Origin of the sequence: Leptolyngbya sp. PCC 6406 (assembly GCF_000332095.2) — a bacterium.
In the GTDB taxonomy this organism is placed as follows: domain Bacteria; phylum Cyanobacteriota; class Cyanobacteriia; order Phormidesmidales; family Phormidesmidaceae; genus PCC-6406.
Genome location: NZ_KI913949.1, coordinates 5,211,108 through 5,236,155, shown reverse-complemented (window position 1 = coordinate 5,236,155; position 25,048 = coordinate 5,211,108). Strand labels below are relative to the sequence as shown.

General features: G+C 57.0%; 21 protein-coding genes. 9 read left to right on the top strand and 12 right to left on the bottom strand.

Going from position 1 to position 25,048, the window contains the following annotated elements:
- Positions 1-99: 99 nt before the first annotated feature.
- Positions 100-507, bottom strand: a complete 408-nt coding sequence (locus tag LEP6406_RS0223445) for an AbrB/MazE/SpoVT family DNA-binding domain-containing protein (RefSeq protein WP_263971219.1) — start codon at positions 505-507, stop codon at positions 100-102.
- Between the two features lie 210 nt (positions 508-717).
- Here LEP6406_RS0223445 and LEP6406_RS0223440 point away from each other — a divergent pair, with 210 nt between their 5' ends.
- Positions 718-2,139, top strand: coding sequence for a nucleoside recognition domain-containing protein (locus LEP6406_RS0223440; RefSeq protein WP_008314313.1), 1,422 nt, complete (start codon positions 718-720; stop codon positions 2,137-2,139).
- Between the two features lie 87 nt (positions 2,140-2,226).
- Here LEP6406_RS0223440 and LEP6406_RS0223435 read toward each other — a convergent pair whose 3' ends face one another.
- Together LEP6406_RS0223435 and LEP6406_RS0223430 are read right to left on the bottom strand one after the other, a co-directional pair.
- Positions 2,227-3,171: an alpha/beta fold hydrolase gene (locus LEP6406_RS0223435; RefSeq protein WP_008314312.1), complete on the bottom strand. Its 945-nt coding sequence runs from the start codon at positions 3,169-3,171 to the stop codon at positions 2,227-2,229.
- A 16-nt stretch (positions 3,172-3,187) separates the two neighbouring features.
- On the bottom strand, positions 3,188-4,186 hold the full coding sequence (locus LEP6406_RS0223430; protein ID WP_008314310.1) for a zinc-binding dehydrogenase: 999 nt from the start codon (positions 4,184-4,186) through the stop codon (positions 3,188-3,190).
- Positions 4,187-4,439: 253 nt separating this feature from the next.
- Here LEP6406_RS0223430 and LEP6406_RS29465 point away from each other — a divergent pair, with 253 nt between their 5' ends.
- The 5 genes from LEP6406_RS29465 (at position 4,440) to LEP6406_RS0223405 (ending at position 10,986) form a co-directional block, all read left to right on the top strand.
- A complete protein-coding gene (locus LEP6406_RS29465; protein WP_051463837.1) occupies positions 4,440-5,225 on the top strand; it encodes a hypothetical protein in 786 nt (261 codons plus the stop codon).
- A 52-nt stretch (positions 5,226-5,277) separates the two neighbouring features.
- Entirely contained in the window at positions 5,278-6,288 is a 1,011-nt protein-coding gene (locus LEP6406_RS0223420) for a glutathione S-transferase family protein (RefSeq protein WP_008314306.1), read from the top strand.
- A gap of 44 nt (positions 6,289-6,332) precedes the next feature.
- On the top strand, positions 6,333-6,989 hold the full coding sequence (locus LEP6406_RS0223415; RefSeq protein ID WP_008314304.1) for a hypothetical protein: 657 nt from the start codon (positions 6,333-6,335) through the stop codon (positions 6,987-6,989).
- 416 nt (positions 6,990-7,405) lie between these two features.
- A complete protein-coding gene (gene glgP / locus LEP6406_RS0223410) occupies positions 7,406-9,604 on the top strand; it encodes an alpha-glucan family phosphorylase (RefSeq protein WP_008314302.1) in 2,199 nt (732 codons plus the stop codon).
- Positions 9,605-9,801: 197 nt separating this feature from the next.
- Positions 9,802-10,986 carry an NAD(P)H-quinone oxidoreductase subunit H gene (locus LEP6406_RS0223405; RefSeq protein ID WP_008314300.1) on the top strand — a complete coding sequence of 395 codons (1,185 nt, stop codon included), beginning with the start codon at positions 9,802-9,804 and terminating at the stop codon, positions 10,984-10,986.
- 123 nt (positions 10,987-11,109) lie between these two features.
- Here the strand turns inward: LEP6406_RS0223405 and LEP6406_RS0223400 are convergent, their stop codons facing one another.
- From LEP6406_RS0223400 to LEP6406_RS29460, 4 genes are all read right to left on the bottom strand, one after another.
- Positions 11,110-11,667, bottom strand: coding sequence for a GAF domain-containing protein (locus LEP6406_RS0223400; RefSeq protein ID WP_008314298.1), 558 nt, complete (start codon positions 11,665-11,667; stop codon positions 11,110-11,112).
- A gap of 5 nt (positions 11,668-11,672) precedes the next feature.
- Entirely contained in the window at positions 11,673-14,138 is a 2,466-nt protein-coding gene (gene pheT / locus LEP6406_RS0223395) for a phenylalanine--tRNA ligase subunit beta (RefSeq protein WP_008314296.1), read from the bottom strand.
- 350 nt (positions 14,139-14,488) lie between these two features.
- Positions 14,489-15,445, bottom strand: a complete 957-nt coding sequence (locus tag LEP6406_RS0223390) for a ribonuclease Z (RefSeq protein ID WP_008314294.1) — start codon at positions 15,443-15,445, stop codon at positions 14,489-14,491.
- 45 nt (positions 15,446-15,490) lie between these two features.
- Positions 15,491-16,282 carry a DUF928 domain-containing protein gene (locus tag LEP6406_RS29460; protein WP_008314293.1) on the bottom strand — a complete coding sequence of 264 codons (792 nt, stop codon included), beginning with the start codon at positions 16,280-16,282 and terminating at the stop codon, positions 15,491-15,493.
- A 205-nt stretch (positions 16,283-16,487) separates the two neighbouring features.
- Here LEP6406_RS29460 and LEP6406_RS0223380 point away from each other — a divergent pair, with 205 nt between their 5' ends.
- Positions 16,488-17,156 (top strand): hypothetical protein, encoded by a 669-nt coding sequence (locus LEP6406_RS0223380; protein ID WP_008314291.1) that lies wholly within the window; start codon positions 16,488-16,490, stop codon positions 17,154-17,156.
- Positions 17,157-17,207: 51 nt separating this feature from the next.
- Positions 17,208-17,936, top strand: coding sequence for a glutamine amidotransferase-related protein (locus LEP6406_RS0223375; protein WP_008314289.1), 729 nt, complete (start codon positions 17,208-17,210; stop codon positions 17,934-17,936).
- A 625-nt stretch (positions 17,937-18,561) separates the two neighbouring features.
- On the opposite strand, the gene LEP6406_RS0223365 is transcribed toward LEP6406_RS0223375, so the two are convergent.
- The 4 genes from LEP6406_RS0223365 to LEP6406_RS0223350 all read right to left on the bottom strand — a co-directional run bounded on the left by LEP6406_RS0223365 (position 18,562) and on the right by LEP6406_RS0223350 (position 22,509).
- Complete coding sequence (locus tag LEP6406_RS0223365; RefSeq protein ID WP_008314616.1) at positions 18,562-19,821, bottom strand: glycosyltransferase family protein; 1,260 nt, start codon at positions 19,819-19,821, stop codon at positions 18,562-18,564.
- Between the two features lie 104 nt (positions 19,822-19,925).
- Complete coding sequence (locus LEP6406_RS0223360) at positions 19,926-21,119, bottom strand: RpoD/SigA family RNA polymerase sigma factor (RefSeq protein WP_225886626.1); 1,194 nt, start codon at positions 21,117-21,119, stop codon at positions 19,926-19,928.
- Positions 21,120-21,433: 314 nt separating this feature from the next.
- Positions 21,434-21,667, bottom strand: a complete 234-nt coding sequence (locus tag LEP6406_RS0223355; protein ID WP_008314620.1) for a photosystem II protein, Psb35-related — start codon at positions 21,665-21,667, stop codon at positions 21,434-21,436.
- Positions 21,668-22,029: 362 nt separating this feature from the next.
- Positions 22,030-22,509, bottom strand: a complete 480-nt coding sequence (locus tag LEP6406_RS0223350) for an ABA4-like family protein (protein WP_008314622.1) — start codon at positions 22,507-22,509, stop codon at positions 22,030-22,032.
- 343 nt (positions 22,510-22,852) lie between these two features.
- On the opposite strand from LEP6406_RS0223350, the gene prfC reads away from it, so the two are divergent.
- Positions 22,853-24,490 (top strand): peptide chain release factor 3, encoded by a 1,638-nt coding sequence (gene prfC, locus LEP6406_RS0223340; RefSeq protein ID WP_008314624.1) that lies wholly within the window; start codon positions 22,853-22,855, stop codon positions 24,488-24,490.
- Between the two features lie 116 nt (positions 24,491-24,606).
- Here the strand turns inward: prfC and LEP6406_RS0223335 are convergent, their stop codons facing one another.
- On the bottom strand, positions 24,607-24,951 hold the full coding sequence (locus LEP6406_RS0223335) for an ArsR/SmtB family transcription factor (protein ID WP_008314625.1): 345 nt from the start codon (positions 24,949-24,951) through the stop codon (positions 24,607-24,609).
- Positions 24,952-25,048: the final 97 nt, after the last annotated feature.

Below are 25,048 nucleotides of genomic sequence, written 5' to 3'. Positions count from 1 at the left end.
ACGTCTGATGCCTGACTCCTCCCCAGGAGATTTGTCCCGCTTTGAGTTGATACCCTAACGGGGGATCTAGCGTTACGAGGTACACCTCGAACCGCGAAACTACCACTGCCATCCCTGGGACTCCCACGCTGTCGGGAGGAGGGTGTCCCCATCCAGGAGAACATCATCTCCGGCATCTGCCATAGCGACAAAATGGGTGTCCCACCCTTGACGAGCATGATGGATGGGTCGGATAACGAGCTGGTTCGTTTGGATGTGGATCTCTACATCTCCTACAATGCCGCACTGATCTAACAGGGGCTTCGGCACTCTGAAACCCTGGGAATTGCCGATTTTAATTAACCGCGATCGGATATAGCGATCTTGCATGAACTTGAGTAAGCCTCTTGTCCCGTGGGTTACGCTTCGCTTCACCCACGCTACGAAGGTCTTCAGAAATAAAATGGGATTGCTATAGAGGTTGCCATAGAGACAGAAGCCTGCTAGCCCTACACATTGCCTAAGCATATCCATTGTGACTACAGGTGGTGGCTACATCCAGCACTATATATAGCGGTTCCTAATGTATGAGGTACACCTCAACTTAATGACACTTTGGTGAACAAGGGGCTTAAGCCCCTTGCCTGTACTTAACCCGAGTGAGAACCGCCATAAATTCAAAATAGTGAGGGAAAGGCGGTATATACATGGGGATGTGTCTGTTCCTGGGAGCTCCTTATGAGCAAATCAACCTCCCCTTTGAATGGCATCTGGCTGTTCATGATCATCTCTGCTACTGCGATCGCAGCGTGGCGGGGAGCCATGACCGAGTTAACTGAAGCCATCTTTGAATCCGCTGCCAACGCTGTCACCTTAGCTATTGGTCTTATTGGAGCCCTAGCCCTCTGGTTAGGGCTAATTAAAGTAGTAGAAGCCGCTGGCATGATGCAGGTCATAGCACGGTTGATTCGTCCCGTGATGGTACGCCTGTTTCCCGATGTCCCCCCTGACCACCCCGCCATGTCCGCCATCATTATGAATATGGCCGCTAATGCCTTGGGGTTAGGGAATGCCGCTACCCCCATCGGCCTCAAGGCCATGGCCGAACTCAATAAGCTCAACCCCCTCCCAGGCACCGCTACATCAGCAATGTGCCTATTCCTCGCAATCAATACTTCCTCCCTGACCATTCTCCCCATTAGTGCCATCACCGTGCGGGCTGGAGCCGGGGCTACCAACCCAGCCGCCATTATTCTGCCTTCCATTGTGGCCACCTGCTGTTCCACTGTTGTGGCCATCGTCGTGGCTAAAGTTTTAGGATGGCGAGCTGCGATTGCTTCAGAGCCCGACCCTGAAGCCCAGGGCACAGCCATGCCCATCACTCCAGAGTTTGCCGCTAGCGGATTCCAGGCAACAGCCCCTGGTGGTGACTTAGCTGGAGATGCCTTAACCCCAGACCCCAGCCCAGTAGCATCCAATCCAGAAAACCCATTGGACTTAGATGAGCTAGCTAGCCTCCCCCTCACTCCCCCTGGTTGGATAGGGCGCATTCTCTTTGGGGGGTTGATAGCCGCCTTTTTTGTGGCCATTATCTATCGCCTCACGGTACAGGGCACCCCTGACCTTGCCGCAACGGATCTAATGGCAGGTATTTCTAATTGGCTCTTACCCATCATCATTTGTAGCCTGCTACTCCTAGGCTATTTCCGAGGAGTAGCCGTGTACGAAGCAGTGACAGAAGGGGCAAAAGAAGGGTTTGATATTGCAGTGCGAATTATTCCCTTTTTGGTGGTTATTTTCGTGGCCATTGGCATGTTCCGATCCAGTGGAGCCTTGGAGATTTTAACGACAGTTCTTACCCCCATCACCGGGTTAATTGGCATGCCCCCCGAAGCCCTACCCATGGCATTTATTCGCCCCCTCTCTGGGGGGGGAGCCTTTGGGGTCATGTCTGAAATTGTGGACAACGACCCAGATGGATTCCTGTCTTACCTGGTCTCTACGATGCAGGGCTCCACGGAAACTACGTTCTATGTGATGGCGGTCTATTTCGGTAGTATCGGAGTTATGCGCACCCGCTATACCTTACCTGCGGCTCTATCCGCAGATGTAGCTGGGATCTTGGCTTCCCTGGCCATTTGCCACCTTACCTTTGGCTAAGATCAACAAATATGGGTGTCCTAATGTTGCAATCCTAATGTTGTAAGGAGGTGGATACAAAATTGAAGTCCGATTCGGTGTTGCCAATCATTGTGCTGTGTGACTTAATCTGTCGGCTAAGTATCCCCGCAGTAAGCCCACCACCACGGCGGGATATTCCACATGGGGCAAGACGCCCAGATCGGGCAGCACCTGGACTGATTGCACAGCGGTGCTGAGAGCGGCGAGGCGTTCTCCCTGGCGGGCGGGGTTGAGGCGAGACTCGGCCCCCAGAATGATCCGAGTGGGGACTGTGAGTTGGGCCATGTAGCGGGCGAGGTCGAAGCAGATGTCGCCCCGGAGGGAGGCTAGGGCGGAGTATTGGGCGTTGGGCTGTAGGGTGCTGGCCAGGTAGGCGGCGACGGTTTCTGGGGTGATGCGGTCGGCCTTGGCAAAGAGGAAGGTGGCCAGAAATTGGGTGACGGCGAGTTCATTGGCCGCCCCCAGGCCGTAGACAACCTGGTCTAAACCGGGAGTACCTGCTAGCAGCGCGGGTAAGGTGTAGCGATAGCCCCGGCCAAAGTCGTCGTTGCCAGCGGGAGAGACTAGCAGGAGTTGCTGAAACAGGTCGGGCCGCTGGATGGCAAGGCGAATGACGACGCCTGCGGTGAGGGAACTGGCAATTACGATGGCCCTAGAGGGCTGGTCTAGTCCCGTCGGGGCGGCTACGCCAATGCCCGTCGCAGATCTAGCCAGCACCGTTTCCAGCAAATGGGTGATGATTTTGAAGTAATCCTCTACCTGGTAGCTGTGGGCGGGGTGGGCCGACTGCCCCCAACCCACCAGATCCGGGGCGATGATGGCATAGTCGGCGGCTAGGGCTCCATAAACCTTGGACCACTCATAGGCAGAGGATCCACCCCCCAGGCTATGAAGAAAAACCAAGGTCGGGGCTGGATTGTCCACCGGCACCGTTTGGGTGTAGTAGGTCATGATGCCCAAGTGGGTCTCGGTCACCCGTTGCTCAAATCCCGGCGGTTGAAAATTCAGCATTACTGTTATGTGTTATTTACTCCATCAATAGGACGGCTTTGCCTTGGCTGTGGCCTGCTTCTACCCAGCGGTGGGCTTCGGCGGCTTGGCTCAAGGGCCAGGTCTGACCTAGGTGAATCTGGAGATCACCGGAGTCAAACCAGCGACTACACTGTTCCAAAATCTTGGTCTGGTGGCGGCGGGCCGGTTCTAGGGCTTGTAAATGGGGGGTCAGCATTAGCTCAAAGCCAAATTGCAGGTTGCGGGTCCGGGCCAGGGACCACTGGGTTTCGGCAGTAGGGGCTAGCAGAGTGATGACGCTGCCCCCAATGGCTACGGCTTCAAAGGTGCGGGACAGAATCGGTTCCCCGATCGTATCGAGTGCGATCGCAACCCCTTGATTCTGGGTCCAAGCCTGAATGGATTCCACAAAGTCAATGTGGGGATAGTAAATACAGTGATCAGCCCCGAGACGGGTGGCCATTTCTGCCTTGGTCTCACTGCTGACGGTGGTGGCCACCAGGGCTCCCGCCAAGTGGGCCAACTGGATGGCGACGTGACCCACACCGCCCCCACCGCCATGGATGAGCACTTGCTGTCCGGCGGTGATGCGGGCGCGATCGTGCAGTGCCTCCCAGGCGGTGATCAGCACCAGGGGCGCGGCAGCAGCCTCTGCAAAGCTCAGACGTTCAGGCTTGTGAGCAGCATGGGCCTCTTCCACAATGGTGTACTCAGCGTAGGTGCCCCGAGCCCCCCCTAAGCCGCCGCTGCAAAAATACACCGCATCTCCGATGCTAAAGTGCCGCACCCCCGGCCCTACCGCATCCACAATCCCAGCCCCGTCAAGCCCCAGTACCGTTGGCCCTTGGGACTGGAGATAGACTCCCCGCTGGCGAATTTTGGTATCTACCGGATTCACCCCCGCCGCCTTCAACCGTACCCGTATTTCCGTAGCGGTCTGAAACTCAGGTATGGGTTGCTCGGTTTCCCGTAGCACTTCGGGTTCCCCTGGTGCAGACATAACAATGGCTTTCATTACTCTTCCCTCTCCCTATACTGGCTTCGCGTGATTCGATCCCGCCGCAAGATGCGTTGGTCTCTCCTCGGGTGTGGGGACAATTAACGTGGAAACCCTTGCGGGATAGGCATGACCACGCCCGCCCTACTGAAGCAAGCTAGGGGTGTGACCGCTCCATCGCAAGAAATCTGGCTTTGATTGTCCACAGCCCCTAGTGTTTGCTCGCTATGATCACACGCTCGTTATGATCACAGCAGTGGGGTCTTAGCCCTTGGCCTCGATTTTACTCATATTCCTAGGGGCTCCCCTAAAGCCCCCCTTGGAGACAGCCCTGATGGATACCTGGCGAAGACAACTCTGGCTCGTTCCTCTCACGTTTCTTCTAGGCTGTGGGGGTCCGCCGCCCGCAACGGTGGACCCTGCTGTTAGCGTCCCGGACGCGGTGAGCACCCCCGCCCTTAGAGATGCGGCTGTGCTGGGGCAGGAGGAAACGGCTACCGACTCCATCCCAGAGGCGACCCCAGCCGCCATTGCTGACCCAGTCATCCTACCGGGGGAACGGGTGGGGCCAATCACGCCCACCACGACCCACGCTGACCTCGTGACTCGCTTTGGGGCTGAGGTGCTGCGGGAAGAGGCGATTGCCGTAGGAGAAGGCTTTACAGAACCGGCAACCGTTGTAGACCTCGGCCCCGAATATGGCTTTACCGTCGTCTGGGGGGATGAAAACCGCGATCGCGTGGCCACAGTCCGAGAATTGGGCACTGCTTGGGCCACCCCCAACGGTATTCACGTGGGTAGTTCCTTCGCCGATCTCCAGGAAGCCTTAGGTTCCTTTGGGGTTTATGGCTTTCGCTGGGACTATGGCGGTACGGTGGATCTTCGGGGTTCCACCCTCTCCGCCTATGATGGCCAACTCTTCCTCCGCCTCCACCCCGCCAACATCGACGATGTTCCCAATGCCTTGGCCGGAGATACTCTGTTCCCCTCAGACACACCGGCACTGGATACCCTGAATCTCACCGTCAATTCCATAGTGGTGGTCCTGACACCGTAAGGAACGAAGATTAGAGGATCTTAACGCCACCTGCCCCTTGCCCTCATTTACCATGCCTCCAACTCCTTCCCCCCGTGCTAGCTTGCCTCCAGGGCTGATTGTTCGCCTGGGTAAAACCGTCTGGCAAGGGCTGTGGCAGATCATGATGGCCAAGCTAGCGCCGACAGATCCCGCTGGAGCCTATGTGCGGCCCCCCAGTCAGTTTCGGGCCGGGTTGCAACCAGAGGGGGATCACCCGTCGGTACCGGAGCGATATCGGCTCATTGTGGGGATGGGTTGTCCCTGGGCGCATCGGACCTTGGTGGTGCGGGCACTGAAGGGTCTAGAGTCGGCTCTGCCCTTGTGGATTGTCTCCCCTTCCTCTAATGAGGGGCGGTGGGTCTTTGACGATGGGGAGCAGGAGTGGCGGGCGCTAGCGGATCTCTACCAGACTGCCCAACCGGGCTACCAGGGTCGCAGTACGGTGCCTGTCCTCTGGGATACGGAAGCCCGAGCCATTGTCAACAACGAAAGTGCTGAGATCATTGAAATTCTCAACGACGGGCTGAATGATGGGGCCACTCGTGCCGAGGTAGATCTCTACCCCCTAGCGCTACGAGAGAAGATCAACGGCTGGCGCGATCGCATTTATCACGCCATCAACAACGGTGTCTACCGCTGTGGTTTTGCCCGTACCCAAGCCGCCTACGAAGCCGCTTGCACCCTACTCTTTGAGACCCTGGGGACCATTGATGTCCACCTAGCCCACCAGCCCTACCTTTGTGGGGAATCCCTCACCCTGGCAGATGTGTGTCTCTTCACCACCTTGGCCCGATTCGACGCCGCCTACCACGGCTTGTTTAAGTGCGATCGCGCCCGCCTGCGAGACTATGCCCACCTCTGGCCCTATGCCCGCGACATTTACCAACAGCCCGGAGTCGCCGCCACCTGCGACTTCGACACCATTCGCCGCGACTACTACGGCAATTTGTTTCCCCTCAATCCCGGCGGTATCATTCCCCTAGGCCCAGACCCCGCCGACTGGCAGCAGCCCCATGAACGGCACTCGTTGTTGTCCAGATAGGGTTGTTATCCCGATAGGGTTACCCAGAACAGAGGTACAGGTTCATGAGTCAAAACCTCAAAGTCCTCAGTACTGAAGAAAGCTACACCTTCAGCCGCTACTTTGAACTACCCTTTGCCATCGAAGACGTATTGGCGGATCTGGACTGTACCTTCCGACGGGACCCCCTCCCCTTGCCCAGCTATGGAGCCCCGCTGGAGGGTCTTGCCGATCTGGCAACCCAGATCGCTGATGGCATTCGTTATGTGGGCCTCACCAGCGAGCAAGCCCGTCGTGAGTTTTTGATCGCCCCCATTATTCGCACCGTATGCCGCACCACCCAGCGATCCGTGCGGGTGGAATATCCCGTTGTGGTCAATGCCTGGTTGAAGGGCACCTTGGACTACTATTTTCAAGCCAGTCCCCTGCTGGTGATTGAGGCCAAGCGAGAAAACATGGACAACGGCTTTACCCAACTGGCGGCGGAACTAATTGCCCTAGACCAATGGGCCGATAGCCCCGCGCCGCTGCTCTATGGAGCCGTGACTACAGGGCAAGATTGGCGGTTTGGCACCTACCACCGTCCTTCTCGGCAGGTGACAGAAGATATGAAGCTCTACCGCGTGCCGGAGGAACTGGAAATTCTGGTGCGAATTTTGGTGGGCATTTTGACTCAGGCAGACACCCAGGCAGACACCCAGGCAGACAATGGCGGATCCTGAGGGCATAACCTCCGATTCACAATCCCCGACCCACCGTCGGAGATTAGGGACTTGCAGGAAAATAAACTACCCGCCGATCGGGCTTGCTCCCTTCGGGAGACGCTAAATCGTTGGCGAAGGGTATCAACTCAAAGCGAGACAAATCTCGTGGGGAGGAGTTAGGAGCTAGAATTCAGTACCCTCCTGGCTTCTGGCTCCTAACTCCTGAATTCCTCGGAGCCCATATTGTCTCGGCTTACGTTGATGCCCCTACTGGATACTGGATTGAGATGAATACCGCTCTAAATGATGGGGCCGGTAGGACTCAGATTTTCCAGGGTTCGTGGTGCTGAGCATCCGCGTTATTCTGGGGAAACTGTCTGCAAATACGCTGCGAATACTCTGCAAATATAGGGTTGCACGCCCCTTTAGCTGCTATGAAAACCCCCGTCGCCCACCTCAAAGCCAATCTTCCTGCTCCCCTACGGCGACTGGCAGACTTGGCCTACAACTATTGGTGGAGCTGGACACCAGAGCGGATTTCCCTCTTCAGCACCATTGCTCCTGCCATTTGGCAGCGGTGTCACCACAATCCTGTTGCCCTGCTAGAGTCCGTCACCTACGAACGCCTCTCCCAGGTGGCGGAAGATCCCGTCTATCTCAAACGGTTGCAAACCCTGGCGCAACAGTTTGATCTTTACATGCGTGAGCAGGATACCTGGGCTAGCCGCGTGGCTCCCCATCTGTCGCCGGAGGAGCCTGTGGCCTATTTTTCTATTGAATATGGCCTCCATGAATCCCTGCCGCTGTATTGCGGTGGCTTGGGGGTGCTGGCGGGGGATTATCTGAAATCGGCTTCGGATTTGGGGCTGCCCATGGTGGGGATAGGGCTACTCTACCGTCAGGGGTATGTGCGTCAACGGTTGAACCGGAGTGGCTGGCAGGAAGACTTTTACACTGATAACGATTTTGAACACCTGCCCCTGGAATTGGTGCGGGATGAGTATGGCCAGCCGGTCACAGTGAAGGTCGTGATCCGGCAGCGGACGGTGCGGATCCAGGTCTGGCGATCGCGGATTGGGCGGGTGGATCTGTACCTGCTGGATGCCGATCGCGCTGACAATGACATCATTGATCGCCGCTTGACGGGGCAGCTTTACACCGGCAATCGGGAAACCCGTATTGCCCAAGAGGTGTTGCTGGGCATCGGTGGGGTGCGCATGCTCCATGCCTTGGAAATTGAACCTGCCCTGTACCACATCAATGAAGGCCACTCTGCCTTTGCCCTACTGGAGGTAGCCCGTCAGGAGATTGAGGCTACGGGGTCATCCTTTTATGAGGTGGAGGCGGGGGTGCGCGATCGCGCCATATTCACCACCCATACCCCGGTGCCTGACGGGAATGACGTTTTCTCCGCCGACATGATCGACTCCTTCTTTGGCCACTACTGGCCTGAGTTGGGATTGAGTCGAGAGCAGTTTTTGAATCTGGGGGCGCGGCGATTTGGCGATCCCTGGGAGCCCTTTGGGATGACGGTGCTGGCTCTGCGGATGACCCGATCTGCTAATGGGGTCAGCCGTCGCCATGGGGAAGTGGCCCGCCAGATCTGGAGTATCCTCTACCCCGATAAGCCAGAAGCGGAGGTGCCCATCGGCTCCATTACTAACGGTGTTCACAGCCGGACTTGGACCGCCCCCCTGATTGCCGATTTGTACAACCAGTACTTGGGCAACGACTGGAGCCTAAAGGTGACGGATGCCAACCTGTGGCGGTTGGTGAACGATATTCCTGACAGAGAACTGTGGCATCGCCATTGCATCCTCAAGGAGCGGCTGATTGCCTATACCCGCGCCCAGGTGCTTCAGGCCCGTCGTTCGCGGGGGGAAGCCGCAGATGACATCGCTGCGGTGGATCATCTACTCCACCCCGATACCCTCACCCTAGGCTTTGCCCGTCGCTTTAGCCCCTACAAGCGGGGGGGGCTGTTGTTCAAGGACTTGCAGCGCTCGATTCGGATCCTGTCCCATGCCCGCCGCCCAATTCAGATTATTTTCGCGGGGAAGGCCCGTCCTGGTGATGATGAGGGCAAGCGTATCATTCAGCGGCTGATGGAATGGTGTCGTCATCCCGCCCTGCGCGATCGCGTTGCCTTTCTCGAAGACTACGACATGTACACTGCCGAACTGATGGTTCATGGCGTGGATGTTTGGCTTAATACCCCCCGCCGCCCTACAGAAGCCTGCGGCACCAGTGGCCAAAAGGCCGCCCTCAACGGCGGCATCAATTGCAGTGTTCTCGATGGCTGGTGGGGAGAAGCCTACCGGGAAAGTCGGGCCGGTCAGTCCAGCAATGGCTGGGTTGTCGGAGACGAAGCGGACACCAGTGACCAGGAGATCCAGGACCAGATCGATGCCGATTCCCTCTATGACATCCTGGAGCGGGACATGGCTCCCCTGTTCTACACCCGCGATCGCGACGGGCTACCCCACAAGTGGATCGCTATGATGAAAGCCTCCATCCGTACCATCGTGCCGCAGTTCAACAGCGATCGCATGGTGGCCGAATACGTCACCCAGATGTATTTGCCGACAGCGGATACCCCCACCGAACCCGTTGTCGCCAGTCAAGTGGCCTAGGGGCATCGTGGTGTGCTGGTTTTCTCCCTTCGGGAGACGCTGCGCGTTGGCGCAGCCTGCCTGCAAGGCATACGACTCCGCTCAACCAGCGCCTGCCTGCCACCCCCCAATAACCCACCCCAATAACCCATAAGTTATAGATTCTTCTCCAAAAGACCCCCTATAGTAAATACAGTCAAAGGATTTCCAGCGCATCCATGTCACGCATCGAAACCAAGACCGAGCCTATGGTGCTTAACATGGGGCCGCACCACCCGTCCATGCACGGCGTATTGCGCCTGATTGTCACCCTAGATGGGGAAGACGTACTCGACTGTGAGCCCGTAATTGGCTACCTCCATCGAGGCATGGAGAAAATCGCCGAAAGCCGCACCAACGTGCAGTTTGTGCCCTACGTCAGTCGTTGGGACTATGCGGCAGGCATGTTTAACGAGGCCATCACCGTCAACGCCCCCGAGAAACTGGCGGACGTGGAGGTGCCCAAGCGGGCCAGCTATATCCGCGTGATCATGCTGGAACTCAACCGTATCGCCAACCACCTTCTATGGCTGGGGCCATTTCTGGCGGATGTGGGAGCCCAGACCCCCTTCTTCTACATCTTCCGCGAGCGGGAGATGATCTACGACCTGTGGGAAGCCGCCACGGGCTCCCGACTGATCAACAACAACTATTTCCGCATCGGTGGCGTCGCTGCCGATCTACCCTACGGCTGGCTGGATAAATGCATCGACTTCTGTGAGTATTTCCCAGCCGTGGTAGACGAGTACGAAAAACTCATCACCAACAACCCCATCTTTCGTCGCCGCATCGAAGGCATTGGCGTCATTTCCCGCGAGGAAGCCATCTCCTGGGGACTCTCTGGCCCCATGCTCCGGGGCTCCGGGGTGAAGTGGGATCTGCGAAAGGTGGACCACTACGAGTGCTACGACGACTTTGACTGGGATGTGCAGTACGAGACCACCGGGGATTGCCTTGCCCGTTATCTTGTGCGGATCCGGGAAATGCGTGAGTCGGTGAAAATCGTACTCCAAGCCTGCCAGCAGATTCCCGGCGGTCCCTATGAAAACCTGGAAGCCAAGCGCATGGCGGAGGGTCCGAAGTCAGAGTGGAATAGCTTTGACTACCAGTTCGCCGGGAAGAAAATTCCCCCCACCTTCAAAATCCCTGCCGGGGAGCACTATGTGCGGATGGAAAGCGGCAAGGGCGAACTGGGGGTGTTTATCATCGGCGATGACAATGTCTTCCCTTGGCGCTTCAAGATTCGTCCCCCCGATTTCAACAATCTCCAAATCCTACCCCACTTGCTGAAGGGTATGAAGGTGGCTGATATCATGGCCATCCTCGGTAGTGTAGACGTGATTATGGGCTCTGTGGATCGCTAGTGTGCTGCCAGGAAAATTTTGACGGGTCGAAGACCCGTCAAAATTTAACCCCAACTAAACTCCAGGATTTTGGTCACCTGTCAACCATGAATTGACTGACTACTAGGCGCGAGTGGGTGCGATCTAGAGATCAGGCGGCAACAGGCTAGACTCGATGGCGGGGCTCTGGGCTAGGGTCAGGGCTGCCGCCCGGATTTCGTCGATGTCCCCTGGTTGCCAGGGTCGGGAAGAGCGGCAGTGGTGGGCCACGAGGAGGCCCCAGAGCTGGTGGTGGACGAGAACCGGGACCACCAGATTAGCCTGCACTGAAATGCTCTGCAAAAAGCTCAGGTGACAGGGATCGAGGTTGGCGCTGGTGACATCTGCGATCGCACGAACCCGGCCCTGAAGATACTGCTCGGCATAGGTGTCGTTGAAACAGTCATCCGCCCCCGTAGATCCGAGAATGGAGAGGCTGGGGGTGACCCAGGACTCGCTAGTCACCTGACCTCGCCAACGGGAATAAAAGTAGTAGAGCACTACCCGGTCTACATGGAAGCTTTCTCGGAGGTGCTCCAGGGTGGCTTGCACCAGAGCGTCACGGGTAAGGGTTTGGGTCAGGCGTTGGACGACTCGACCCAAACCCGAATTTCCTAGAGTACCGGGGTCTGGTAGAGAGAATGGCAGTTCTGGGGAGGGCATAGCGCTTAACTTCTCAAAACCACTTGGAATTGCTTCTCTAGGGCTTTGCGTACCTTCTGGTGCACTGGATCTACGTCTTCATCGGTGAGGGTGCGATCGCTGGCCCGATACACGAGGCGGAAGGCTAGACTGCGCTGCCCCTCCGGTACCGATTCCCCCCGATATTCATCAAAGAGGGTGACGCCATCCAGGAGCTTGCCCCCGGTTTTGACCATCACCTTTTCCAAGTCTGACACTGGGATCGCCACCGGAGCGTAAAAGGCCAAGTCGCGATCGCTAGCGGGATAGGTGGAATAGGGACTGAATTTCACTGCCTTTTGACGTCCTGCTGCCAGACAGGTGACCAGGACAGGCCAGTTTAGTTGAAAGACATAGACCTCTCCCGGCAGATCCCGCTGCTGGCAGAGTTGGGGATGGATCTGACCAAAGCTGCCCAGGCGCAGGCGGCCCCGCACCCAGAGCCCCGCCGTGCGTCCAGGGTGGAGGCGATCATCCTCCGCCTCGGGGCGATAGTCCACCCCCGTCAGTCCTAGCCGTTTGAACACCGTTTCCAACAATCCCTTGGCCTCAAACCAAGTCATGGGCTGGGGCCGTCCACTCTGCACCCACAGACCCTGGCGACCATCGCCGCCGAGAATGCCACCGATCACCTCGGTTTCCGTCACCTGGCCCTCACTTTGGGTAAAGACCCGACCAATTTCAAAGCCGTTTAGGGGACCGTTGCCCTGCTCTAGGTTGAACTGGAATGCCTCCACCAGCCCGTCAATCAGGTCCGTGCGAAGGGCAGAATATTCCGTAAATAGGGGATTCGCCAGCACCACCTGCTCAGGGGATTGGGGTTTGGTGAGGGAGTAGTGGAGCAATTCCGTCAACCCCGCTCCCCGCATCGCCTCCCGCAGGCGACGGGAGAGGGTGGCTTCCGGTGAGAGGAAACCCCCGGCGGCTTCCTGGGGGAGGGTATTGGCGAAGTGGTTGTAGCCGTACAGGCGGGCCACCTCTTCGATCAGGTCAATTTCCCGCTCTAAATCCCGATAGCGGTAGGGGGGCACTTGGACTTGCCAGAAGCCGTCTGCCTCGGTCGGGGTGACGGTGCAGCCCAGGGTGGTGAGGGTTTCCTGGATGCGTTCCACGGGGAGGGGCTGGGGGGTGTCACCGCCCAAGTTGGTGACGGGACCGAGGATGGCCCGGACCCGCTGTGCCCGTAGGGTCAGGGTGCGGGTGGGGGTAATGTTGCCAGCGGGGGTGGTCTCTCGGTGTTGATCCACCACCTGGGCTCCCGCCAGTTCCGCCATCAGTTGCAGGGCGCGCTGGCAGGCGAGATCCAGTTCTGCCGGGTTCACCCCCCGTTCGTAGCGGGCGGAGGCTTCGGTGCGTAAGCCCTGGCTGCGGGCGGATTTGCGGATAGCAGCGGCGTCAAAGTAGGCCGCTTCTAGGACCACAGCGGTGGTGCCGTCGTGGACCTCGGTGGCTTCTCCCCCCATTACCCCGGCTAGGGCGATCGCGCGATCGCTAGCGGTAATCAAGAGGGTTTCCGCTGCCAGTTTCCGTTCTTGGCTGTCCAGGGTGACTAGGGTTTCCCCGGCTTGGGCATAGCGCACCCCCAGGGTAAAGTCGGTCTGCCCGGTGACGGCTTGAATGCGATCGCGGTCAAAGGCGTGGAGGGGTTGCCCCCACTCCAGCAGGACGTAGTTGGTCACGTCCACAATGGTGTTGATGGGTCGAGTCCCGGAGGCTTGTAGCCGCTGTTGCAGCCATAGAGGCGACGGGCCGATGTGAATATTTTCGAGAACTGTGGCGATGTAAATGGGACAGGCTTTCGGGTCCGTAAGCTGGACCCCGACTCCAGAAGCGGGGCCATGGGGGGACAGGCTGGGGGGCTGGGGCAGTTTGAGTTCGGCCCCTGTAATGGCGGCCACTTCGCGGGCGATGCCCACCAGGCTGAGGGCATCGGCCCGGTTAGCGGTGGAGGTGACATCCAGGACAACGTCATCCAGACCCAGCAGGGGACGGGCATCGCTACCCAGGGTCAGGCTATCCGGATCAAAACTGTCCGCCGCAAAGATGTGAATGCCCTCGGAATCCTTCGCCAGCCCCAACTCCGCTAGGGAACAGATCATGCCCTCAGAGGGCACCCCCCGCAGTTGTCGGGGTTTGATCGTCAGGTCCACCTTTGGCAGATAGGTGCCCACGGTGGCGACGGCAACGTAGGCGTCGGTGCGCACGTTGGCGGCCCCGCAGACGATGGTGGAGGGGGTATTGCCGCCGATGTCCACTTGGCAAACGCTGAGCTTTTCGGCGTCGGGGTGGGGACTGCGATCGCAAACGCGACCCACCACGACCCCATCGGCCCAGGTGCGCCGATCTTCAATATCTTCTACCTCGAACCCTGCCATGGTTAGGGCATCGGCAAGCTCTGTTGGAGACAGGTCTACGGCCACCAGATCTGTTAACCAGTTCAGGGAAATTCGCATCGATTCTCTAGGGGGAAATGGCTAGGGGGGAGCGGGCAGGGGCAATGTTAGGAATAGAGATCAAATAACGTGGGATAGCCGTCCCGGCTGTCCACGGTCAGGCATCTTGCCTGACCCACAAGAATTGCACATTACGCACATTACAAGGATCCAGATTCCTTAGCGACCCACGTATAAGGGCCAAAAACACTAACGGTCATATCCATGCCCAAGGGTCAGTCTACTTCAGGAACCGTGCCATCTCACCCCACCCCACCTCTATTTCACCCTATTTTCAATAGGGTTTCAGAAGGATCCCCCACGGGTTTCGGCCTGGTAATATTCCGCTTCGCAGTCATCGGCCCGGTTCTCTAACCAGAGACTGCTAGAGCTGGTTCTTGGCGCAGAATGTCGTGGGTATAGAAATCGCGGGCCATGACCGTATTGGGAAAAATTGCCTGGGCCTCCGTGAGCAAATCCTCAAACTGCACCGCATTTCCTGGCGCATAGCGGGGGCTGAAGTGGGTCATGATCAACTGCTTGACCTGGGCGGAGAGGGCCACCTGCGCCGCCATAGTGGAGGTGGAATGAAGCCGTTGGTAGGCCATCTCCGCATCCTGGTGGGAAAAGGTGGCCTCATGGATGAGGACATCGGCACGGTGGGCGAGTTCCACGGCACTTTCGCAAAAGATGGTGTCGGTGCAGTACACCAGACTGCGCCCCGGCAGATCAGGCCCGCACAGATTTTGACCGTTGATGCGACGGCCATCGGGTAGGGTCACTACCTCCCCCCGCTTCAGTTGTCCGTAGAGGGGGCCAGAGGGAATGCCCATGGCCTGAGCCCGTTTGACATCAAAGCGACCGGGACGATCCCGTTCCGTCACGCGATAGCCATAGGCGGGAACCCGGTGTTCCAGGAGGGTGCAGGTCACTACAAACTCCCCATCCTCGTACACCAAACCGGGCTGTACCGTATGCACCTTGATGGGATAGGAAAAGTGGGTTTGGGAATAGCGGCGGCAGGCTTGGAGATAGTCGTTCAGCTTGGGGGGGCCGTAGATATCGACCCGTTGCTGGGGATTGCCCGCCAGTCCGCAGGTGGCCAAAAGTCCCATCAGCCCGAAGATGTGATCCCCGTGCATGTGGGTCACAAAAATGCGACGAATCTGGCTGGCCTTGAAATCGCTGCGGAGAAATTGATGTTGGGTACCCTCGCCACAGTCAAATAGCCACACCTCCGCCCGTTGGGGCAGACGCAGGGCCACGCTGGAGACATTGCGCGATCGCGTGGGCACGCCGGAACTGGTACCTAAGAACGTTACCTGCAAACCAAGCTCTCTCCACTCATGGGCCTATAGATGGGCAATACGCTTCTATCTTGACACGCGCGACGGGCTAGCCTGGTGTTCCGGGTTCTCCGCGTTGATGTTCTCTGGGGCCAGATCGGCCTCGGTGGGAAAGAAGGGCTGATCCCCCAGGACTTCTAACTCCACAGAATCTAGGAGGGTCTGCCAAAGGATCTGGATATCCTCGTCTTCAGGATGGGCTCTCTTCAGCGCTACGAGGGCGTCCACGGCGTCAAACCAGTAGCCCTGGGCCGCGTAAATTTCTGCCTGTTCCACCGCATCAGCATCCGCGATCGCAGATGCCGTCTCCTCATCGAGGCTGTGGCGCTCAACCCAGCCTGTGGCCTGACTATCCCCATGCTCGCTTTCGGTATTGCAGAAAACCGACACCTGCCAGTAATAGCGCTCACCTTCCACCAGGGGCGGAATGCCTGCATTCTCCGGCAGTTGGAAACTGGCGATGCCCGCATCCGGTGTCACCACAAAGCGACTGGAATATAGGAGTTCACCTGCTTCCGGACTATCGCTCGTTGCGCGGTATAGAGAGAACTCTACAAAGCTGGCCAAGTTGAGGGGCAGATACCAGTGGAACTGGGGATAGGCAGCGGTGGTCCAGCCCACATTATTCTCCGGCATTAGCAAAATAAGCTGACCCGGATCGCCCAACAGACAGCCCCTTGTGCCTGCTCCCTCCCGAGGCCCAGGGAGTCCCAAGCCGGGGGGTGGACTATAACTCGCGATCGCAGCCCATGACATTCCTCCCAGCCAGAGTGTGACCAAAGCAGCAGTTGTGGATAGGCGGGTAGCAGAAAATATCATGGTTTTACCGAGTTCATTCCCTGACACAATACTGTCGGCAAGGTGTTACAGTTGCCAGTCCGGTTAGGACAAGACTGCGAGTCAACGGGCTGGGGTAGTTAGCCTCAGAGAGGTGCCCAGTGTCTGAAGCCAATTTGCCAAAGCTGCCAAAGCTATATACCAAAGCTATATATGGGACGGCAAGATAATTATGAGACGCTTCTCAATGCAACCAGTTCATCGCCTAGCTACGGTCCTCATTATTGTGGCATGGATACTCGGGGCTGCGAGGGCAGGCCATCCCCAGGCTGAGGCGCTAGAGGTCAATCCAGACCTGTCTGCTGAAGTTACCCCCGAAGACAGGGCAGAAATTAGCCCAGAGAGCGCACCGGAACCGGCTCCAGTGGCTAGCCCATCTCGCCCCCCTGTAGGAACGCCCCCGCCCCTACCAGAAGGGTTCCGCACCTATGTCCTGCCCCGAGCTTTCTCGGTGCATATTCCCGCCGACTGGGGGAGTGAGGGCAGCGAGATGGAGCGATCAGCGGTGATTACCAACTACCCTACCGATCGCACTACTCCGCAGCCCGGTGACATCAAAACCGAAGTGCAGTTCTTATCAGAATCCCCGAATACCGCCATCAGCCGCGCTGTAGATGCGGTCGTGGCCACGGGCTATACGGTGACCTCCTATCGGTTCCTCCCCGTGAATGGCATCCTGGGGCTACGGCTTCAGCTTGCGGATGTGCCTCTAGAGTATCCCTATCAATTCATGACCTATATCGGCTATGGCAGCTACGGCACGGCGATCCTAGTCAGCTACTACCACACCGATACCCCCGAGACGCGGGCTTTGCTGGAGCAAATTCACGGCTCCTTTGTCCCCGTATACCGCTGAGCTATTCCCTAAGTAGATACAACTGTAGATAGGACTGTAGGTAGGACTGCAATGGGCACAACAGGGCAAGTGTTGATGGTGGTACATCAGGAAAACTCTGATCCAGGACTGATGGGAGAAAAACTGCGATCGCGGGGCTATCACCTCGACACCCGCTGCCCCGCCCTAGGGGATCCCCTCCCCCATACCCTGGAGCACCACACCGCTGTCATTGTCTTCGGTGGCCCCATGAGTGCCAATGATGACGACACCCTGCCCTTCATCCGCACGGAGCTGGACTGGATTAGGCAAACGGTACTGCCCGCCCCCCAGCCCTACCTGGGCATTTGCCTCGGAGCCCAACTGCTGGCCCGGACTCTGGGGGGAACGGTAGCTCCCCACCCAGAGGGCATCCGGGAAATTGGCTACTATCCTCTGCGGGCAGTGGCGGCGGGGCAATCGATCTTTCCGCCCCAGTTGCAGGTCTACCACTGGCATGGAGAAGGCTTCACGGTGCCGCCGCAGGCCGTCCCCCTAGCCACCGGAGACACCTTTGCCAACCAAGCCTTTGTGTTCAACGATCGCGCCTACGGGCTGCAATTTCATCCCGAAATCACCGCCCCCCTGATTCAGGACTGGACCCGGCGAGGAGCCGACCAACTGACGCTGCCGGGAGCCCAACCCCGCGAACGCCATATCCAGAGTCATCATCACTACGGAGCCCAGGTTGATCGCTGGTTAGACCGCTTTCTAGATCACTGGTTGGCAGAAGCCCCCACAGCAGAGAAAATCTCCGCCTAGGGGCACCCGAGGCGGACCCCAGCCAGACCGTTTCCAGAGGAATTCAACAATTCAACGTAGATATAGCGGTATTATCTCAATCCAGTATCCAAGTACGCCCACGGTAGGGGCGCACGGCTGTGTGCCCTTAGGACTGTGCCCTTAGATGAGGTGGGCCAGTTGGAGATCCGCGCCAACAGTGGCGCACGGCTGTGCGCCCTTAAGGATGTGCACGACTTGGAAGGTTATGTCTTGGAACGAGCTGAGAAGCCTGCCACGTCGTTGGCTCCATACAGACATCCAGTTCCCTGTTCGCGTTAGCGGCTCCCCTAGGGAGCAACGGAGTCGTTGGCTTTGCCGCCCCGGAGGGGCTAGGGAACGGCCAGAACCCGGTGGTGTGGCTGGCTTTCTCCCTTCGGGAGACGCTAAAGCGTTGGCAAAGCCTGTCTGAAAGACTTACGACTCCGCTCAGCCAGCAGTCAACGGGCTCGGTGCTCTGTAACCTTCCAAGTCGTGGATGTGCCCTTATGGCAACTGTATGTTGCCATAAGGGCACAGTCCTAGGAAAACCCCTGGGGAAAACCTTGGGGAAAAGTAGCCCAAACCCTGTGGAAAATACCAAACAACCACCCTGCTCAGTGGTGGACTACACCGCCACTGGGGGAGCGTCAGGGTACACCACTGGGAGTGTGCCCACCTCTCGGGCATCTTCCATATCTGCTACCGTTGCATCCTGAAGCTGCTCCCGCAGGTCCGACATCACCGCCAAGGCACGAGTCCAGTCTGGAATTTGCGCTCCAGTGGGATCCTCCAGGTATTGTTCTCCTGCCTCCAGAATCACGCGCTCAAACTGCTCTAGGGTGGCTTCTTCTTTGTGGCGGTCGTAGTCTAGCCCGTTGAAGCGAGCGTCTACAAAATATTGCCGGGTGAGGTTTTGGGCCTCCCGTCGAAACTTGACCCGCAGGGCGCAAATGTGGTCCCGAGTGATCACCACCTGCTCCGTCTCCGTCAGGGTGCGTAATATCGAACGCAGAATGTCGCGGCACATCTTTTGTAGCCCCTGATTAGACCCGGTGCCGAGAACCTGATGCTTGTGCTCAAAGATCCCCAGGTCTACCTGGGCAATGCGCTTCATGGCCACATTGCGGTATACCTCCGCCAACAACCCCACCTCTAGCCCCCAGTTGGCGGGAATGCGAGTGTTTAAAGCCAAGTCGCTACTCAGGGCAAATTCCCCCGATAGGGGATAGCGATAAGCATTCAGATAGCGCAGGTAGTTACGGCTGCCAAACAGCTCCATCAAAGAGGTGATCAAAGGCATTACAAACAGCCGCGTCACGCGCCCGTGCATCTGCCGAGGATGCTTACTCAGGCGGGTGTAGTAGGCTTTGCTAAAGGCGATGCCAAACTCCCGCTCCAGCAAGGGAAACAGCAGTTTGAGGGGATAGCTCTGGTCATAGGTGACAATGTCAGCGTCGTGAAGTGCGATCGCGGCAGCTTCCAGAGATGCAATACCCAGGCCCAGCCACACAGCCCGCCCTTTCCCCTTGTGATTCATCAGATCCAGCCCCCGCTCCTGGAGAGACGCCAGGATATGGGTAATGCGGGGGCCATTTTCCCACAGCACGTAGGTGGGCTGCGGCAGGGATTGGAAAAAAGCCACCGCATGGCGATACTGCTCCAGCGTGTCTGCATAGAGGCTGATGACCACCGTATTCACAAAACGACAGCGGGCAAGATGGTCGCGAATATTGCGTAGAGCGGGCCGTTCTAACTCTTCGTAGAGGGAAGGAACCAGCACCGCCGTGGGTAAGGATTGGCTCAGTTCCGTCAGCCGATCATCTAGCCGGGTCAGATCACAGCCCAAATCATGGATTGTGGTGATCAGATCTTGCTTGTAGTCCATCAGACCATGCTTCCCTTAACTGCTCTCTCCTTAAGCATAGAAAGCTAGGGACATAGGGGCTGTCTGAACCGATACCACGTCGGAGCAGTACTGCCACCCTACAACTACCGCAACCAGCCCCGTAGGCGGGATGCCACTTGGGGCCGCCGCAACTTGCGCATGGCCTTAGTTTGAATCTGGCGTACCCGTTCCCGCGACAGATTGAACATACTCCCCACCTCTTCTAGGGTGTGGGTTTCTCCTGTGGCTAGGCCATAGCGCAGGGTAATGATGTCCTTTTCCCGCTCCGTGAGCACCTCCGCCAAGACGCTCGTAATTTCATGGCGCATCATGGATTCACTGATCTGGGATTCCGGCGACTGGGTATTGCCGTCTTCCAAAAGTTCCATGAGTTCCGTGTCTTCCCCCTTGCCAACGCGATGGTTAAGGGAAAGGGATCGCCGTCGGACCTGCTGCAAACCCCGCAGCTGATCGGGGGTCATATCGAGGGACTGAGCCAGCTCGACTTCCGTCGGGTTGCGCTGAAGTTCTCGCCGCAGATCTCGGTGCGCTTTTTTCAGCTTGTTGAGCTTTTCTACGATGTGGATCGGCAGTCGGATCGTGCGGGCATCGTTGGCAATCGTGCGGGTGATCCCCTGCCGAATCCACCAATAGGCATAGGTGGAAAATTTATAGCCTTTATCGGGGTCAAACTTTTCTGTGGCTCGGTTTAGACCCAGAGCTCCTTCCTGAATCAGATCGAGAAAGGGAACGCCGCGATTTAGGTAACGTTTGGCAATAGAAACCACCAATCTGAGATTGGAGCGAATCATGCGTCGTTTTGCAGCCCGCCCCAACTGGAGATTTTGGCGCACTTGGGCTTCACTCAGATCAAAGGCGTGGGCAATGTCTGCCAATAAGGGCCGTCGCCCTAAACTGTCCGTCAGGGATGCCTTGAGTTCTTCCATTTCCCCGAGAAAGCGCACCTGGCGGGCCAGTTCGATTTCTTCGTCAGGTTTCAGCAGAGGGTAGCGGGCCATCTCTTTAAAGAAGGCTCCGACGGCATCATCGGTAATCGTTTTTTGATATCCCGAGAGAGCGAGATCAGCCAGTTCTTCCCCCTGAGAATAGCGGGCCATTACCTCGCTATCTTCTTCCCAGAGGAGGGGATCTTTAAGGGCCTTTGGGGATGCTGTAGCCGTTACTTCAGCTGGACCGAGATCATCTAGCAGACTCATCTCGCCAACGTGGGTATCGCCCCAGGATTGCGGAGAATTTTCAGGGGAATCAAAGGCAGCGGCCATGGGTACGATGTCCATGCAAATATGTCTTGCAGTTTGAGGCGGTTATACCCGAGTTGCCTACACTATAGCAACCCATTTTTGAAAATTAGTTGCCATTTATATATTTCGGTGATCCACACAGCCTGATCCTTATAGGTTTTTGCTGATGTAACGTTTCTTTATGTTTATTGCCTCGCATGAAAAATTTTGGCTTTCTCTCCCAGATCCGAGGCAAACCTTAAGGGATTGTGAGGGTCGCAGACTCTAAAAAAGCCCCCGACGATGGGTCGGGGGCTAGCCCTCATGCACAAGGGCGGTCGAAACTAAATCTGAGCGCTGGTGCTGCGCGACTATTCCGTCGGCAAGATAGCACTTTGGTAGGCGTCAAACCCGTAGGCGGGTACCCGATCGTTGTTATCGGTGGCCTGTCCGGTGATGCTGCGAGCTAGCTTTTCGAAGGACTCGGAGCGCCAGTTGCGGGCGTGGATGGGCTTGGTCTGCTCACCCCGGAAGTAGGCTTGGCTACCGATGAGGGCTGCTGCAACCCAGCCGATTACGAAGAGGGCGATAAGTAGGGTGGTCATGGAGAACCTCTGAAGATAGTACAGGGGACGTAGCTATGGCCCTAAAACCTGCGATGGACAGAGGTCGGTCAAAGACCATCGCGGGGTGTCCCCAAGGACGAAGCAGATGCATTGCTTGGGATGCTCTCAGGGCATTGGGTCCTACCCTGGACAGAGGAAGCTGGAAACTTCCTTTATCGCATTTGCCTGCATCTGTAAATAAATGTAACAGACAACGTTACAAAACGTCAAGAAGAGAAATGCTTTGACAAGCCACTAGTGGTCTGTTAAGACAATTTTGACGGGTCGGTCACCCGTCAAAATTTAACCCCAACTACACTCCAGGATTTCGGTCACCCGTCAATCATTAAATTGACTGAGCACTAGACCGCCTCTGGGGTGTCTGAGGATGGGAAGGGGGATTTCTGCCCCCAGCGCTGCATCACTGCCTCCGTGAGGAAATGGGCCAGCAGCCCCACTGGCCCCGCAAACAGGCATAGGGCCAGGGAATGCCGGGTGAAAATCCCCTTTTCCTGACCCTGGAGATAGATCCAGCGCCCCACAAACAGGTCCATGACTAGAAAATGAACCCACCCGAGGGCCATCACCTGGGGTACGGCAAACAGGCCCGCCAAGGTCACCAAGCTCAACTGTGGGTCAGAGAAGGCCGCAAATACGCCCCCATCTAGGGTGATAAACAGATAGACGTATAGGCAGGCCAAGGCGGCAAAGGGCAGATAGGAGGCTATCACTCGCTGGGTCACGCCCCAGTTGGGCAACAGCACCATCAAGGCCCAAAACGGCAACACAAAAAGATTGGCACCGCTGAAGAGGAGTTCTAGGCTTTCGGGTGTAGGAAGCATCGGCTTTTGGATTTAACAGAATATAGATAAGGGCTGGTTGTTGCATCGCAGTCTAACCCAAGGGACATTGCTGGGTGGGGGAACATCGCGATGGTCTTTGACTGGCCTCTGTCCATCGCAGATGGCCCCATGACACTTGCCCCACGACAACACTTGCCGCAGACCGGAGGCGACCTAGACTTTGGGAATACAATGGAGCTTCCTGTGGAGTTTTGTGCAACAGCCATTCTCAGGATTTGATGCTGTATCGAGTGGTCCCCATCCGCTAGGCGGGGTGAGAATGCCATAAATGGTATGGAGCGCTCTAGCATTCCACAGGCTGAGATCAAACGGGACAGAATCGATGACAGATGGGGCCGCAGATTTAACAGCATTCCTGGCTCAGGAGGTGGAGAAACGGCGAAATTTCGCCATTATTTCCCACCCAGATGCCGGAAAAACGACGCTGACGGAGAAACTGTTGCTCTACGGCGGGGCTATCCATGAAGCGGGGGCCGTGAAGGCGCGTCGTGCCCAGCGCCATGTCACCTCGGACTGGATGGCCATGGAGCAGCAGCGGGGCATCTCCATCACCTCGACCGTGCTTCAGTTTGACTATCGCGATCGCCGTATCAATCTGCTAGATACCCCCGGACACCAAGATTTTAGCGAAGACACCTATCGCACTCTGGCGGCGGCAGATAATGCGGTCATGCTAGAGGATGCCGCGAAGGGGTTGGAACCCCAGACCCGCAAACTGTTCGAGGTCTGTCGGATGCGATCGCTACCCATCTTCACCTTTTTCAACAAGATGGATCGTCCAGCACGGGAACCTCTGGAACTGCTGGATGAGATTGAGAAGGAGTTGGGTTTACAAACCTATGCCGTCAACTGGCCTATTGGTATGGGGGAGCAGTTTCAGGGGGTCTTCGATCGCCGCACACAACAGTTTCACCTGTTCGAGCGGGTGGCCCATGGTAGCCGTGCTGCTGGGGTAACCGTAGTCGATCTGGGGGATCCCCGCATTGAGGAATTGGTGGATCAAACTCTCTACTACCAGTTCAAGGAAGAGCTAGAGATGCTGGAGGAAATCGGCCCAGCCCTAGATCTGGAGGCGATTCATGCGGGGAAAATGACGCCGGTCTTTTTCGGCAGCGCCATGACCAACTTTGGCGTTGAGCTATTCCTCGATGCCTTTCTGGACTATGCCCTCAAGCCCAGCTCCCATGCCAGCACTATCGGGGAGGTGCCACCTACGGAGGAGGCGTTTTCTGGGTTTGTCTTCAAGCTCCAGGCCAATATGGATCCGAAGCACCGCGATCGCATCGCCTTCATCCGCGTCTGCTCTGGCAAGTTTGAAAAAGATATGGTGGTCAACCACGCCCGCCTCGGTAAAACCGTGCGTCTCTCCCACCCCCAAAAGCTTTTTGCCCAGGGTCGCCAATCTCTAGAGGAAGCCTATCCCGGCGACGTAATTGGTCTAAACAACCCCGGTACTTTCGCCATCGGTGACACCATCTACCAGGGACAAAAACTGGAATACGAGGGAATTCCCTGCTTTTCCCCCGAACTCTTTGCCTACCTCCGCAATCCCAACCCCTCTAAATTCAAGCAGTTTCACAAAGGGGTGACGGAATTGCGAGAAGAGGGAGCAGTACAAATTATGTTCTCCGCCGATGAGAGCAAACGGGATCCCATCCTGGCGGCGGTGGGGCAACTCCAATTTGAGGTGGTACAGTTCCGGCTGCAAAATGAATACAACGTGGAAAGTCGCCTAGAACCACTTCCCTACAGTGTTGCTCGTTGGGTGGCGGGGGGGTGGGAAGCTTTGGCAAAGGTAGAGCGCCTTTTCAATACCGCCACAGTCAAAGATAGCTGGGGTCGCCCGGTACTGCTCTTCCGCAACGAGTGGAACTGTCAGCAGGTGCAGGCAGATCATCCTGAACTGCAACTTCGCAATACCGCTCCGGTGGTCTCGGGCCAGCAGCCATCGGATCTGTAACCCTCGATGCCGAAATGGTTAGGGACTCGCAGGACAATAACGCCCCATCCGTAGGGGGTGTGTATGAGGGGGTGTGGTGTTATTTGATTGCACGTCCCTTACCATGCCGCTCAGCCCTAGGATTGGCGTAATCCTTCCAGCCTTTTCAATTGTTGTGAATGCTCTTGCAGTCGTGTTTCTAGACTTTGGCAGACGAGCTCGCATAAATCGAAAATCATGGGATCAGCGATTTGATAATAAACGCTGACACCTTGGGGCTGACGCTGGACAATGCCCGCCTGGGTCAAAATTTTCAGGTGCTTAGAAACATTAGCCTGCCCCAGCTCTGTCTCTTCAATGATTTCAGTCACATTTTTGGTCCCAGTCCTAAGGGCGCACAGGACTTGCAGCCGACTGCGTTCGGACAGAACCTTGAAATAGTCGGCGACATGGGCCAACGCTGAAATAGGAATGTGAGACATGGATGCAGTTAAATCGACGAGTGATACTGGGTGTATGGTTTACTCTTGGGTGGTATTACTATATTGTAATATGCTGAGAATGACAACTTCAGCATTG

Bases quoted from the DNA above. Each gene is read 5' to 3' on its own strand.
- LEP6406_RS0223335 (WP_008314625.1), bottom strand. From the start codon at position 24,951: ATGTCTCACATTCCTATTTCAGCGTTGGCCCATGTCGCCGACTATTTC.
- LEP6406_RS29460 (WP_008314293.1), bottom strand. From the start codon at position 16,282: ATGATATTTTCTGCTACCCGCCTATCCACAACTGCTGCTTTGGTCACA.
- LEP6406_RS0223430 (WP_008314310.1), bottom strand. From the start codon at position 4,186: ATGAAAGCCATTGTTATGTCTGCACCAGGGGAACCCGAAGTGCTACGG.
- LEP6406_RS0223355 (WP_008314620.1), bottom strand. From the start codon at position 21,667: ATGACCACCCTACTTATCGCCCTCTTCGTAATCGGCTGGGTTGCAGCA.
- glgP (WP_008314302.1), top strand. From the start codon at position 7,406: ATGAAAACCCCCGTCGCCCACCTCAAAGCCAATCTTCCTGCTCCCCTA.
- LEP6406_RS0223350 (WP_008314622.1), bottom strand. From the start codon at position 22,509: ATGCTTCCTACACCCGAAAGCCTAGAACTCCTCTTCAGCGGTGCCAAT.
- LEP6406_RS0223405 (WP_008314300.1), top strand. From the start codon at position 9,802: ATGTCACGCATCGAAACCAAGACCGAGCCTATGGTGCTTAACATGGGG.
- LEP6406_RS0223375 (WP_008314289.1), top strand. From the start codon at position 17,208: ATGGGCACAACAGGGCAAGTGTTGATGGTGGTACATCAGGAAAACTCT.
- LEP6406_RS0223380 (WP_008314291.1), top strand. From the start codon at position 16,488: ATGCAACCAGTTCATCGCCTAGCTACGGTCCTCATTATTGTGGCATGG.
- LEP6406_RS0223400 (WP_008314298.1), bottom strand. From the start codon at position 11,667: ATGCCCTCCCCAGAACTGCCATTCTCTCTACCAGACCCCGGTACTCTA.
- LEP6406_RS0223420 (WP_008314306.1), top strand. From the start codon at position 5,278: ATGCCTCCAACTCCTTCCCCCCGTGCTAGCTTGCCTCCAGGGCTGATT.
- pheT (WP_008314296.1), bottom strand. From the start codon at position 14,138: ATGCGAATTTCCCTGAACTGGTTAACAGATCTGGTGGCCGTAGACCTG.
- prfC (WP_008314624.1), top strand. From the start codon at position 22,853: ATGACAGATGGGGCCGCAGATTTAACAGCATTCCTGGCTCAGGAGGTG.
- LEP6406_RS0223435 (WP_008314312.1), bottom strand. From the start codon at position 3,171: ATGCTGAATTTTCAACCGCCGGGATTTGAGCAACGGGTGACCGAGACC.
- LEP6406_RS0223360 (WP_225886626.1), bottom strand. From the start codon at position 21,119: ATGGACATCGTACCCATGGCCGCTGCCTTTGATTCCCCTGAAAATTCT.
- LEP6406_RS0223445 (WP_263971219.1), bottom strand. From the start codon at position 507: ATGCTTAGGCAATGTGTAGGGCTAGCAGGCTTCTGTCTCTATGGCAAC.
- LEP6406_RS0223365 (WP_008314616.1), bottom strand. From the start codon at position 19,821: ATGGACTACAAGCAAGATCTGATCACCACAATCCATGATTTGGGCTGT.
- LEP6406_RS0223415 (WP_008314304.1), top strand. From the start codon at position 6,333: ATGAGTCAAAACCTCAAAGTCCTCAGTACTGAAGAAAGCTACACCTTC.
- LEP6406_RS0223440 (WP_008314313.1), top strand. From the start codon at position 718: ATGAGCAAATCAACCTCCCCTTTGAATGGCATCTGGCTGTTCATGATC.